Annotated in this window: 11 protein-coding genes; 8 read left to right on the plus strand and 3 right to left on the minus strand. The window is 65.1% G+C overall.

The window, feature by feature from the left end; all coding sequences use genetic code 11:
- The first annotated feature begins 459 nt into the window (after positions 1 to 459).
- The 4 genes from Q0579_RS06605 to Q0579_RS06620 all read left to right on the plus strand — a co-directional run bounded on the left by Q0579_RS06605 (position 460) and on the right by Q0579_RS06620 (position 5321).
- Positions 460 to 2880 (plus strand): TonB-dependent receptor, encoded by a 2421-nt coding sequence (locus tag Q0579_RS06605; protein WP_298810416.1) that lies wholly within the window; start codon positions 460 to 462, stop codon positions 2878 to 2880.
- Positions 2881 to 2937: 57 nt separating this feature from the next.
- Positions 2938 to 3897, plus strand: a complete 960-nt coding sequence (locus Q0579_RS06610) for an IS481 family transposase (protein ID WP_298273869.1) — start codon at positions 2938 to 2940, stop codon at positions 3895 to 3897.
- A 254-nt stretch (positions 3898 to 4151) separates the two neighbouring features.
- The gene (locus Q0579_RS06615) at positions 4152 to 4601 is read left to right on the plus strand and encodes a hypothetical protein (RefSeq protein WP_298810418.1); all 450 of its coding nucleotides are present in this window, start codon (positions 4152 to 4154) and stop codon (positions 4599 to 4601) included.
- Positions 4602 to 4628: 27 nt separating this feature from the next.
- Entirely contained in the window at positions 4629 to 5321 is a 693-nt protein-coding gene (locus Q0579_RS06620) for a prolyl oligopeptidase family serine peptidase (protein ID WP_298273865.1), read from the plus strand.
- 209 nt (positions 5322 to 5530) lie between these two features.
- Here Q0579_RS06620 and Q0579_RS06625 read toward each other — a convergent pair whose 3' ends face one another.
- Positions 5531 to 6001, minus strand: a complete 471-nt coding sequence (locus tag Q0579_RS06625) for an META domain-containing protein (RefSeq protein WP_298273863.1) — start codon at positions 5999 to 6001, stop codon at positions 5531 to 5533.
- 337 nt (positions 6002 to 6338) lie between these two features.
- On the opposite strand from Q0579_RS06625, the gene Q0579_RS06630 reads away from it, so the two are divergent.
- The 3 genes from Q0579_RS06630 to Q0579_RS06640 all read left to right on the plus strand — a co-directional run bounded on the left by Q0579_RS06630 (position 6339) and on the right by Q0579_RS06640 (position 8463).
- Entirely contained in the window at positions 6339 to 6827 is a 489-nt protein-coding gene (locus Q0579_RS06630) for a hypothetical protein (protein ID WP_298273861.1), read from the plus strand.
- Between the two features lie 173 nt (positions 6828 to 7000).
- Positions 7001 to 7999, plus strand: a complete 999-nt coding sequence (locus Q0579_RS06635) for a hypothetical protein (RefSeq protein ID WP_298273859.1) — start codon at positions 7001 to 7003, stop codon at positions 7997 to 7999.
- On the plus strand, positions 7996 to 8463 hold the full coding sequence (locus Q0579_RS06640; protein WP_298273857.1) for a hypothetical protein: 468 nt from the start codon (positions 7996 to 7998) through the stop codon (positions 8461 to 8463). The genes Q0579_RS06635 and Q0579_RS06640 overlap by 4 nt, the downstream gene beginning before the upstream one ends.
- 329 nt (positions 8464 to 8792) lie before the next feature.
- Here Q0579_RS06640 and Q0579_RS06645 read toward each other — a convergent pair whose 3' ends face one another.
- Positions 8793 to 10181, minus strand: a complete 1389-nt coding sequence (locus Q0579_RS06645; protein WP_298273856.1) for a hypothetical protein — start codon at positions 10179 to 10181, stop codon at positions 8793 to 8795.
- Between the two features lie 407 nt (positions 10182 to 10588).
- Between Q0579_RS06645 and Q0579_RS06650 the strand changes: the two genes are divergently transcribed.
- Entirely contained in the window at positions 10589 to 11029 is a 441-nt protein-coding gene (locus Q0579_RS06650) for a hypothetical protein (protein ID WP_298273854.1), read from the plus strand.
- A gap of 230 nt (positions 11030 to 11259) precedes the next feature.
- Here the strand turns inward: Q0579_RS06650 and Q0579_RS06655 are convergent, their stop codons facing one another.
- Positions 11260 to 11841, minus strand: coding sequence for a recombinase family protein (locus Q0579_RS06655; RefSeq protein ID WP_298273853.1), 582 nt, complete (start codon positions 11839 to 11841; stop codon positions 11260 to 11262).
- Positions 11842 to 12287: the final 446 nt, after the last annotated feature.

Consider the following 12287-nt stretch of genomic DNA (forward strand, 5'->3'; position numbering starts at 1 on the left):
AACACCTCCACTCTGGCACATCGATGCCGTCGGGGGGCGTCCACCCCATCAGATCACGACGCTCACATCAATGGGTCCTGACCCTAAAGGCGAGCAATATGTTAACTTTCCTGTTATAGACCGGCTATAACACCTTGTTATGGACAGCGCTCCCCCGTGTTGAGTGGGCTCTACCAATAGGAAGGATTTCCGGGGCAGAGCAGCCGCAATTTGACCACGATCCGCTGACCATATTTCCCCAAGTCGTCGAGGAGTGGGTGTTTGTTCAGTGATGAAGTATTGCCGATCGGTATCAGCCTACGTTTGCAGGGCGTGAGCTTGTCCCACGTTGGACTTCTTGTGCTGACAACGGTTGGCACCGTTCCACTTCGCGCCTCGGCCGAGCCACCTAGGGCCGAAAATCAGACGGTTGAAACTCGCGACAGTGACAAGTCGGTACGTGAGGGCGACGATATCATCGTGACTGGTCGACGAATCGCGGGTTCGGCCATTCGCGATGCGGCACCGGTCGCCGTTCTAGACGCCGACGCGCTCCGCTCGCTTGGCGCAACCGATCTGCAGACGGTTATTAATCGCCTCAAGGCCCTCACCGAGTCGGCGAGCGGCGGGGACCCTGTGATCCTGCTCAACGGTCGCCGCATATCGGGCTTCAGCGAATTGCGCAGCCTGCCGCCGGAGGCGTTCGAGCGGACCGAGATCCTGCCCGAGCAGGAGGCCGCGCGCTTCGGTTTTCCGCCCACCGTCAAGGTGCTGAACCTCGTCACCAAGAAGCGCTACCGCGCGACGACCGCGAGACAGCTCGTCGGCACGACGACCGAGGGCGGCGGGGAGACGAACTTCGCCGAGGCGACGCTCGCCAACATCGAGGGTGCGCGTCGAACCTCGCTCAGCGTGTCGCACCTGCGCCTCAATCCGATCCTGCAGGCGGAGCGCGACATCGCGCCCGACGCGAACGCGCGCTACGCACTTGGCGGCAACGTCGTCGGGGTAGACGGTGCGAGCCTCGATCCCGCGCTCGACGCGCTGGCAGGTCGCGCGGTCACCGCCGCGGCGGTCCCTGCCGATGCGGCCGCGCGCCGCCTGCTCTCGGGCTATCTGGCGGGCGCGAACCGGCTTGCGGTCACCGACATCGGCCGTTTCCGCACGATCAGGGACCGCAGTGACCGGATCAACGTCGACGGCACGCTCGCCGGACCGATCGCCGGCGCCGATGGCTCGATCAACCTGTCGATGGAGGCGCAGCGCTCGACGGGGCTGAACGGCTTGGCGCCCGCGCTGCTCGACGTGCCGGCGGATAGCGGCAGCCTGCCGTTCGCGAATGCGGTCCAGCTCTACCGCTATTTGCCGGGCGCGGTGCTGGGGCAGCGCAGCGACAGCCTGAATTTGCACGCGGGCACGACGCTGCAGGGCGGCATCGGGCGGTGGAGCTGGAACGTGACGGGTGGCTACGACCGGCTGCGCAGCCGCGCCGCGTTTGAGCAGGGTTACGACCTGAGCGCGCTGCAGGCGCGCGTCGACGTGGGCGGTGATCCGCTGGCGCCCGTCGACCCGGCGCGAACGCGGCGGCTGGTCGCGCGCAGCGAGACGGTGACGAACACGCTGGTCGGCGCCGTGGTGCTGAACGGGCCGCTCGTGACGCTGCCCGCGGGCGAGGCGCAACTGACCGCGAGCCTCGACCATGCACGCTCGAGCGCGACGGGACGCCAGCCCGGGGTAGAGGATGCGACGCTCGACCTGACGCGCACGACGACGTCGGCGCGCGTCAGCGTCGACCTGCCGATCACCTCGCCCGACCGCGACGTGCTGGCGTTCGCCGGGCGGCTGTCGGCGAACGGCTCGATCGGGATCTCCGACGTGTCGCGCTTCGGACGGCTGGCGAGTTCGACGCTCGGGATCAACTGGACCCCGGTCAGGCGCGTGCAAGTGACCGCATCGCGCGACGACGCGCGCACCGCGCCCGACATCGCGCTGCTGACCGGCCCGATCACGACCGCGCCCAACACGCCGTTCTTTGATTTCACCACCGGTCGCAGCGAGTTGGTCACGGTGCTGTCGGGTGGGAATCCCGATCTCGCCCCCGAACGCCGGCGCAGGACGACCGTCGCGGTGTCGGTACAGCCGGTCAGGGACAAGGAGGTGCGGCTCAACCTCGAATATGTGGACACGCGGATCAGCGACCAGACGACGACGCTCGGCGGCGTGACGCCCGATTTCCAGGCGGCGTTTCCGGGTGCGTTCCAGCGCGATCCCGCCGGGCGGCTGGCGCTGGTCGACCTGCGCGCGACCAATGTCGCGTTCGAGCGCGAGCGGCGCGTGCGCGCGACGTTAAACCTGTCGCTGCCGCTCGGGCCGAAGCCGCTGCCCGCGCCTGCTCCCGCGAAGGAGGGCCCGCCGCCCAAGCCGCCGAAGCCGCGGCCCACGATCAGCGCGACGATCGGCACGACCTACCGGATCGAGGACGTGCTGACGCTCCGCGCGGGTTTTCCCGCGCTCGACCTGCTCGACGGCGCGACGCTGACGGGCGTTGGGGGTCAACCTCGCTGGCAAGGGGACATTGACATCCGGGGAAATTACGGGCCCGCAAGCATTGGAGTATACGGAACAATGCAGGGTGCCACCCGCATCCGCAGCGACATTGCCGCGTCTGACCTACGCTTTTCCGGGCGGGTCTGGCTCGTCCCCTTCCTCAACCTCAACGTCGACAAGATCGTCGGGCGACCGTGGGCGAAACAGATGTCGCTCCAGTTCACGGTCGAGAATCTGTTGAACGACCGCATTGACGTGCGCGACCGGAATGGTCGGATACCCGATCGCTTCCAGAGCGCGTACATCGATCCCGAGGGGCGATCGGTCCGGCTGGGGGTGCGTAAGATATTCTAAGTGTTTGATCCCACGGTTTGATGGTGCGATCCTTTCGTTGGAATGGAAGGAAGCCGTATGGGACAGGTACGTCATGGGTGCGCCACGACCACGCACGCCGTCCGAGCAGCAATACAGCGATCGCAAGCTTCGCTCGCGACGCTGAGCCGTGAGCTGGGGATCAACCCGAAGACGGTGGCGAAGTGGCGTAAGAGGGCGACGGTCGAGGACTTGAAGACCGGGCCGAAGGCCCCTCATTCAACGACCTTGTCCCAAGCGGAGGAGGCAATGGTAGTGGCGTTCCGGCGGCACACGCTGCTGCCGCTCGACGACTGCCTCTATGCGTTGCAGCCATCGATCCCTCATCTGACCCGGTCAGCGCTGCATCGTTGCCTCCAGCGGCACGGCATCTCCCGCCTGCCGGATATCGAGGGCGAAAAACCGAAGCGACAACGCTTCAAGCGCTACCCAATTGGCTTCTTCCACATCGATATCGCCGAGGTGCAGACCGCCGAAGGCAAACTGTACCTGTTCGTCGGCATCGACCGCACCAGCAAGTTCGCGGTCACCCAGCTGGTCGACAAGGCCGATAGGCGAACGGCTTGGGAGTTCCTCGAGCACCTGCTGAAAGCCGTACCCTACCGCATCCACACCATTCTGACGGACAATGGCATTCAGTTCGCCGAGCAGCCCCGTAACCGAAACACCGCCTGGTCCCGCCAAATGCGCTTCGACATGATCTGCGAGGCCAACGACATCGAGCACCGGCTCACCAAACCGAACCACCCATGGACCAACGGTCAGGTCGAGCGGATGAACCGGACCATCAAGGAGGCGACGGTCAAACGTTTTCACTACCAGAGCCACGACCAGCTAAGGACGCACCTCGACGACTTCATGGCCGCCTACAATTTCGCTCGCCGGCTCAAGACCCTCAGCGGCCTCACCCCCTACGAATACATCGCCAGGATCTGGACGTCTGAGCCAGACCGGTTCATCGTCGACCCGATCCACCAGATGCCGGGACTAAACACCTAGGGCCGGGCGCGACCCGACGAGATCCGGATGAAGAAGGAGCCCGTTCGCACGCACCACTCTGGCTCGACGGATCCCGCCTCGTGCTGCGGAGGGCGGGCGGAACCTAGCGCGTCCTCGACAGCAAGGGCGGACGGACAGACGTAGCGGCGCCTCCTAACGGCGCGTCACCGACCAGGCTGGTCCGCAACGACGAGGGTAAGCTCGTCGGTCTCGTCGGCAGCGAGTTGGTCCGGCTTGATCCTGAAAGAGCCGCGTTGACGCGAGTTCGCGTCCTCGACGGGAAGGTGTCCTTCGCGATCGACGAGGATCAGGCAAAGCCTGCCAGCAGGTGTCTCGTCTCTGTGGAACGCCCTGGCGCCTCAGCGGCGCTCGCCGTGCTGAACACGACCTCGGGCGAGATCGGTTCCGAGGCGCCTGTGCGCACCGGAGAGATCGTCGACGCCCAGGCGGACACCGGCATGGTCGTCTACGAACAAACCGGGCATACCGGGTTGCGCGTCGAGCAAGTGAGCCTCGCCACTGGCGCATGCCTGCGCCTCCTCGCCCTCAATTCCCATCTCGGCAAAGTGACCTGGGGTGAGCGCCGCCTCATCAGGTACACGGACGACCGAGGAATCGAGCTGAACGCTGCCGTGCTGCTGCCACCGGGCTTCGAAGCTGGCCGTCGCTATCCGACCCTGGTCTGGGTGTACGGCGGACACTAGGTCCCGCCGGACCTCCACGACGAGTACATGATCTCTCCTTCGATGCCGGGCATCTTCAACCTAAATCTGTACGCTGCCAAGGGTTACGTCGTGCTTGTTCCGTCCATACCCCTGGACGGGCCAAATGGGCGAAGCGACGTGCTCCAACGCATTCCGGACGGCGTGCTTCCGGCCGTCGACAGACTGGTCGCCCTCGGCATCGTGGATCCGAACCGACTTGGAGTGCTTGGACAGAGTTTCGGAGGATACAGCGTCTATTCGCTCGTCGGCCAGACGGACCGCTTCAAGGCGGGGGTCGCGATCGCCGGAGACACCGATCTCGCCGCGACCTTCGAAGAGTTCGATCCTACCTCACGCGGCTATCCCGGCATCGAGCACGAGAAGTCAGACAACTGGCTGATCGCCGATCAGTTCGGACTGCCCTCTCCTCCATGGCGGGACGAGGAGCGGTATTCGCGCAATTCGCCGATCAGCTTCGTCGATCGCGTCAACACGCCGCTGCTGATGATACATGGCGACTTGGACATCCGAAGCGCGCCTTCGCAGGCCGAACGGTTCTTCTACGCGCTGTATGCACAAGGCAAGACGGCCGAGCTCGTGCGCTACGGCGGCGAGAGCCACAGCCTGGCGCAGTCTCCCGCCAACGTCAGGGACGCGTTCGAACGGATCATCGGCTGGTTCGCCCGATACATTCCGAAGTCCCGCTCGCCGGAGCTCTGACCAAGGTCGCGGCTCCAGTGGTATGAAGTCGGCGTAGCTTCTTCGATGGAGCGCTTCGTTCGTTCGAAGGTTTGGGCCGAGGCGCCGCACCTAAAGCTTTCGACGGAGAGCGGCGGAAAGGCGCAGCTCGGTACGTTCTTCCCACGAGCAGGCTGAGCTGAAGTGCGTCGGTCTCGACAGCAAACAGGAGGTGGCAGGCCGACGACCGCTCACTGTCGCGGCGAAGACGTGGGTTCGAGGCGTGCGATCGATCCGTCGTCAAAACGGATAGTAAGCGTCTTCTCCCCGATCAACCAAGTCGTCGCGTGCACCATGCCTTCCCAGAAGCGATTGCCCAGGCTCATGCTCGACCGGTCGGCGCAGCCCATAGTCGTGGTGATGGTGACCCCCGCCACGTTGCGACGGAAGGTGCCTTCACCCTCCCGCGCGTCGCCCTGCCAGAGGATCTCCTCGCCGCCCACATGGTTGCACGCCGAGGTTCCGCGAACCGTATGATCGGGAGCAAGCTGGATCGTCGCCGCCTCCGGTCGCGTCCTCGGAACTGCCCGGTCGTTGAAATCCCGCAGTGCCCAGATCCTCGTGTCCGCCCGTCCGGCTGCCGTGAGGTCGTCGTTCAACCGCATCGGGCTGCAGCCCGAAACGGCGATCAGCAGCAACGCTCTGAACGGGACATCGCTCATGAGCTCACTCCTATCACGTGCCCTCCGCGACCGCGATGGACGATCGTCCGGCCAGAAGCCCGCAGCATCCGTTCGCATCATTACACCCGCAGGAAACTGAGGTGCGAAACGCCGAGACCGCTCGTAGCTCAGGCCTGCCGTTCCGATAAGGCTTGGCTTGGAGGGGACTGCTGGTACGATCCGTCGTGTCAGCCCTGATCCACGGCCGATCAGGGTGGGCTCGTTCTCCGAAAGGTAAGCACCCGCGATGATCATGTCCGCACTGGCACTAGCCTCGGCGCTCACTCTTGCGCCAGCCACCGACGCTGGGAAGGAATGTGCCCACGACAGGTCCGCGATGCTTGCCCTCAACCTGCCGGCGTTCGACCAGGACCCAGCCGGCGGGTGGCGGTCGCTGGAGGCGCGTGGATGCGTCGTGGAGGCCGCCGACGCCATCCGCGACTGGCGCGCGGCGCATGTCAGCATGGGGCCGGCCGACACTTTGCTGGCGTGGCACGAGGGGCAGCTGAGAGCCGATGCCGGCCAGTACGCCGCTGCCGTCACGCTCCTTGAAGCGGGAAGGCATCCGGCCGCCGATGATGCGAAATGGGGATGGAACCTCTACGTGGACGGGACCGTCGCCTTCCTACGTGGCGACCGCCGCGGACTCGACGTCGCTCGCGCCAGGCTTGCCGCCCTGCCGCGTCCGCCCGAGCTCAAGGACGCGGTCGGCGCAGATGGCAGACCAAGAGCCGTCCGCTGGCCCATGAACATGGGCGTTCTCGACAATCTCCTCCGTTGCTGGGGGCGGAGCTACAAGGTGGCGTATCGCTGCCCCGCGCCGTGAGAAAAGGCGCGCGCGGCTGGCGACATTCGTCCGCGGCCCTGCCCGGCGAGCCGGAGGCGACGCATGGCCAGGCCGAACGAAGCGCTTCTCGTCCGAACGGAGACAATCGCCGCGACGAGCCTCCGAATGGACACGATGGACCGGTCTTCTGCGATCTTCACGGGAGTGCAACGATGCGACGAGCGATCACCGTCCTGGCCGCCACCCTGCTGAGCGGGAACGCGCATCCGCCCGGTGAACGTGTCGTGGATGGCGACGGGATCATCGTCGTCGGTCTCGATGGCAGGCCGATCCGTCTGCGCGTCGATCCGGCGGCACCCGGCATGCCGCTCCTTTCCGAGGATTTCGCGAAGCAACGCGGCTTCAGGACGAACAGGTCGCTAGGCATCGGCTACGGCTTCCGTATCGGCCCGACCACGGTCATGTCCCGGACGAGGGTCGCCAGCATCGACTACGGCGACAAGCCGTCGAAGCAGCGGATCGGCTGGACGCGGCGGCCGTTCGCGGTGATCGCGGACGGATCGGTTGGACCGGGCGGCCTGCCCGAATCGATTGTACGGTTCGCTCTGCGACCCCTGCAGCCTGGGGAGCGGACGATCACGATGAGGATGGAGCGTCCGGGCTTCACCAAGACGCTGTTCGGCGACGGTTGGGCGCCGTCGATCGGAGTCATCGACGTGGCCGGGACGCCGATGCGCATACGCTTCGATCCCCACCATCCACGGACGCTCGCCACCGCCGGTGCCGCGGCGCGGCTCGCCGAGGCCTATGGCGGCACGTTGTCGGGAGCGGCAACGCCCACCGAGATCTTCTTCGGCGTCGAACGCCCGGTCCGCGGCATGACGCTGGACCGGCCGCTGGCGATCGGTCCGCTGTCCATCGACCGTCTGGGCGTCCGGGTCGGCGACTTCGGAGGCACCGACGCGATCCCGGACGCGGACAGGCCGTCGCCAGCCAGCGATCCGGACGAGATCGTGGTGACCGCCAGAGGAAGGAAGCGCGACGCGCGGCACGACACCGTATCGATCGGCGCCGACCAGCTCAGCCAATGCTCATCCATCGTGTTTGACAAGACGGCGCAGGAGATACGACTAAGCTGCTCTGACACCTGGGCAACTCGCCGGTCAGCCCGGAGTCCATCGTCCGGTCATCACGGGAGGATTGTATCGTGATCCAGGTCGCGCTGTCCGTGCTGCTCATCGCATCGGCGATCCAGGACGACGGCGATGGCGCGCCCTTGGCTACACGGAATCTCGAGGTCGACGGGTGGTACTGCGACAGTGACGATTGTTCGTCGACGTCGCAGGACATCGACCGGCCGCTGCGGTTCGATCAGGCGAGATCGCATATCAAGCTGACGAAAGCAGAGTCGCTTCCAGAGGACTGGACCGTCATCATGCAGTGCAGGGTCACGCGTCGGCGCCTGTCCACATGCCGGGTCGTTTCGGACACCTCCGAGTTTTCGAAGGCGACGCCAATCGCCAGAACACTGGCGGACGCCTTACGTGTCGTCTCCGATCCCAAAGGTGAACAGGAAGGCCGGACGCAGGCCATCCTGAGCATCATGTACTCTCCGGGAGAATGCGGGTGGCGATGCATACCAATTCCAGTCCCGTCTGCAGGATCCGGCAAGTAGCAACCGCGCTCTCGACATCCCCTTCCTCCACCGTGACGTCGCGCTCCCCCAACGCGACGACGTGACCCAAAGACGGTCGTTCAGGCCACCTTTCGCGCTTCCCAATCTCAGACATTCGTTCATCGGGCCTGTTCGACCGACCGCGATGGCCGGGAAAATGGGACCATTCCGCCGTTCCCACGCAGATGCCGAGCGGCATATCTTGTTAGAAGCCGACGCTAAACGCTCGCCTGACCTGTCGCACGTTAAGGCCGAGGGGTGCGTGCGTCGTTCGTACGAAGCGCAGACGATCGATGTGGCTGAAGCATCGACCTGCCCCCCCACCGGCCTCACCCGCCGCCCTGGCCGGCAGCGGCCACATTCCACGACAGCAGCGCATCCAGCGAGTCCTCGCCGTTGCCGGAGCTAATGAACCCGTCCAGCTGGCAGGAAAAGGCGATGAGGAGAACGCGCGCCAACATCTCGGCGTCAGCCACGCCGACGCCCCCGGAAGCGGGAAGCTCGGTGTGCAGGGTCGGCCAGGTCCCGTGGAGCACGCGACTGCGCGCGGTCACGATCGACGCAGCGAACTGCTCCGGCGTCATCCCGCTGGCCAGGGGCTTCCCTCGCGGCAGGCCGAGAAGCTTCTCCATCCCGTCGACGAGCCTGCGCTTGCTTCCGGCCGAACTCTCCGAACGGAATAGCACTTCGATCGCGGTCTCGAACTTGGCCAGCGCGAGCGTGTCCAGCGGTTCGGCCGCCCCTTCATGATACCAGAAGGCTGCGTTGCACCAAGCCTCGTCGAGGACGGGCGTGTTGCCGCCTCCCTGTAGGAAGCCCTCAAGCCGCCGCCCGAGAGAACGCATGACGGCCGCTTGGGAAGCGAGCGCCATCTCGAGCGCCCCCGGGCCCATGCTCCTGCCGGGCTCGTCGTTGCTGACCCCAGGCCGGACGTCGTCCCCATCGCGCGTCAGGGTGGCCCACCAGACCGGGGCGCTACGCGCCGTCGCGCGCGCCGCCCGAGCAAAGAACTTGGGAGGAGTCAGCATCTGGATGACGCCGATAGCTACATCGACGGCCAGATCAGCGGCGAGCTGTGACCTCGCCGACTCGCGTCCGCGCACCGAGACCTCCGCGATGGTCCAGGCGTTGCGCAGTTCAGCGAGGCGGAGAACGCCTTGTCCGAGCAGGACGTCCGCCCATCCGGACATGTCGCCGTCGCGTGGCCATACGTCGGCCCGTGTCAGGCCGAAGAGGTCGAGGGGCAGGTCTGCGACCGGATAGAAGCGGACCGGGCCGACCTCGAAAGAGGTCAGCGGCCAAGCGCTGATGCTGCAGGGGATATAATGGGTGCGGAGCCGCTCCTGTTTTGAGAACCAGCGACCGATCGCATTACCAAGGCCTTCGAGGTCAGCGTCGCCAATCATCTCTGGCGGGCGAGCGTGCCATAGATTGGCGGAGAGGCCGGCTATAGCGAGTGCCAAGACGCGAGCGCTTGCGACCGGCGGACCCGGCGAGCGGGCTTCGAGAATATCCGCCGCCAAGGTGACCAGCGCCGCCATGCCGTCCCGGGTGAAGCCCGCAGCCAAGCGCTCGCGCAGGAAGAAGGTCGACTGCACGACACCCGCTTTATCTAAAAGCGATTGGAGATCGGGGCTGTCCGTCCCGTTGGCCGGCGCGCGGACACACCTGAACTCCTTCAGCGCCTCGCGGGCGAACTGGGCCTGCTTAGGGGTCATGACACCGTCTTCTCGCCTTCCGACGGCGCTCCGGCGCTCCCTTTGCAGTGGTGGAGCAGTCTCGTGCAAGCTCCTCGTGCAAGTCACGGCCCCGTCCACGCTCACAGAAGCGGCAGCCAACCAGTTCCGCTCAGCTGCTCGGTAGCGGCCTACTGACGGTGCCATGCAGCCCGCTTGATATTTAATCGTCTGAAAGCAGCGTCCCACTGTCTACCAAGGACCGGGGGTGGAGGTAGCGGCAACCTTAGCAGATCAGTGTCGCCTTCCCTCAAGAAAGATAGGCCGAGACCACCGCGGCAGCGGCAGGGTCGTGACGCCCGCCGTCGCTGTCACACCGCTGGTCGCACATTTGATTCAACTCGACTCATATCGGTTGTCGCCGCCGTGCGCCGATTCACGATGGCGGAATGGAACAGCTCATCACCCACGTCTGCGGTCACGGTCAGGTCCACTATCTTTCAGGTTTCGCATCACAGCAGGAGCGAAAGGCACGCTGGCTGCGAACGACCAAGTGCAGAACCTGCTTCCTCGATGGCAAGCGACCCGAGCAGGCGGAAGCGGCCGTCTGCGCCAGCGCAGCAGTCGCACACCTGGACCTGCCGTCCTTGTCGGGCAGCGACCGCCAAATCGCCTGGGCCACGACCATACGGGCGACGCGCATAGCCGCAATCGTGACCAGAACAGGACGTGCCGATGATAATCGTGCCTTGATCCCCATGACCGAGGCCAAGTGGTGGATCGATTACCGCGATCTGGTCGACGACGATCTGATAGTTAAGGCAACGCTTGGGGCCGCGAGCACGCCACTCGACTGTTCAACCGCCGCTGGCATGTCGCAGGCTGCGTGAGCATAAATCAGCGGATTGCATCGCTGGTCGGGCACAAGGGTATGATCCGCCCTGCCCGTGTTCTTTATCACGCTCGTATGGACATTGCGCTCGTATCCTCCAGCATGCGGGCGGGCGGCCGTGTGGTCCAGGCGGCACCGCATGGTCGACACGGGAGCGACCGCACGAGTTATTCTCCCGTGAGGTAGAAATACTGAAAGCACGAGCCCGGCTCGCGTCGAAACAGTGGCTTAGCCGATCGTGCCCTGTGCAGCCTCGCCAGCGACCTCGGAAGACGGCAGGAACCGGTACACGGTACCGCGAGAGATGTTCAGCTGGCGCGCGATGTGTGCAGGCCGCACGCCCTCCGCTGCCAGCTTGCGCACCAGCTCGGGATTTATCCGCGCCTTGCCACCTTTATAGACGCCGCGCGCCTTGGCGGCCGCGATGCCCTCCATCTGGCGCTCGCGACGCAGGTTGGTCTCGAACTCAGCGAACACGCCAAGCATGTCGAGGAACGCCTTGCCCGCGGCGGTGCCGGTGTCGATTGGCTGCTCGGTGGCCTTGAGCGCCACTCCCCTGCCCTTCAGTTCGTGAACGATGTCCTGCAGGTCCTTCATCGAGCGTGCGAGCCGGTCTATGCGTGTGACGACCAGCGTGTCGCCTTCGCGCAGGAAGTCGAGCAGGATCTGTAGCTCGGTACGCGCGCTCCGTTCGGTGCCCGACTTCTTTTCGGACCGGATGGTCTGGCAACCAGCCGCCCGCAACGCCGCGACCTGAATGTCGAGGTCCTGATCCGTGGTTGATACGCGCGCATAGCCGAAAAGCGACATGGAAGCCCCGTTTTGTTCGATCAGCTTCTAGATCGTGCGCGGCAGCTGTTCAATATGGCTGCAAGCGACCCTGATCAGACGCTGGCGCTGTTTTATCGGCTATGTTCTAGCAAGGTATACCCACTGAGAACATACCGGAGTCTGGACGCGAGGACGCGTAACGAGTGCATGGAGACTGGCTGAGACGACCCAGAAGTGGACGTTCCGAGCGCCTTTCGCGCGCGGCAGCTTCAGCCATTCGTTCATGTCAACGGATCGCTCTTTCCGCTCCCCAGCTCGGTGGCCGGAAAGCCTTAATTGGGGCGGAGTAGACCCTCGCGTCTTGGCTGGGGAGCTCGCCCCAGCCTGAACGCCAAAGCGACGGCGCATTCCCCGGTCACAAGGCTCGGGTTAAGGCGCGCCAGCGATCCGATGACAAGCCACCGCGACCCTACAGCCGCGAAAAT

Source organism: uncultured Sphingomonas sp., from assembly GCF_936927845.1.
Classification (GTDB): Bacteria; Pseudomonadota; Alphaproteobacteria; order Sphingomonadales; family Sphingomonadaceae; genus Sphingomonas.

Excerpts from the sequence above, each read along its gene's own strand:
- Q0579_RS06610 (WP_298273869.1), top strand. The coding sequence starts at position 2,938 with ATGGGACAGGTACGTCATGGGTGCGCCACGACCACGCACGCCGTCCGA.
- Q0579_RS06620 (WP_298273865.1), top strand. The coding sequence starts at position 4,629 with ATGATCTCTCCTTCGATGCCGGGCATCTTCAACCTAAATCTGTACGCT.
- Q0579_RS06625 (WP_298273863.1), bottom strand. The coding sequence starts at position 6,001 with ATGAGCGATGTCCCGTTCAGAGCGTTGCTGCTGATCGCCGTTTCGGGC.
- Q0579_RS06630 (WP_298273861.1), top strand. The coding sequence starts at position 6,339 with ATGCTTGCCCTCAACCTGCCGGCGTTCGACCAGGACCCAGCCGGCGGG.
- Q0579_RS06635 (WP_298273859.1), top strand. The coding sequence starts at position 7,001 with ATGCGACGAGCGATCACCGTCCTGGCCGCCACCCTGCTGAGCGGGAAC.
- Q0579_RS06645 (WP_298273856.1), bottom strand. The coding sequence starts at position 10,181 with ATGACCCCTAAGCAGGCCCAGTTCGCCCGCGAGGCGCTGAAGGAGTTC.
- Q0579_RS06650 (WP_298273854.1), top strand. The coding sequence starts at position 10,589 with ATGGAACAGCTCATCACCCACGTCTGCGGTCACGGTCAGGTCCACTAT.
- Q0579_RS06655 (WP_298273853.1), bottom strand. The coding sequence starts at position 11,841 with ATGTCGCTTTTCGGCTATGCGCGCGTATCAACCACGGATCAGGACCTC.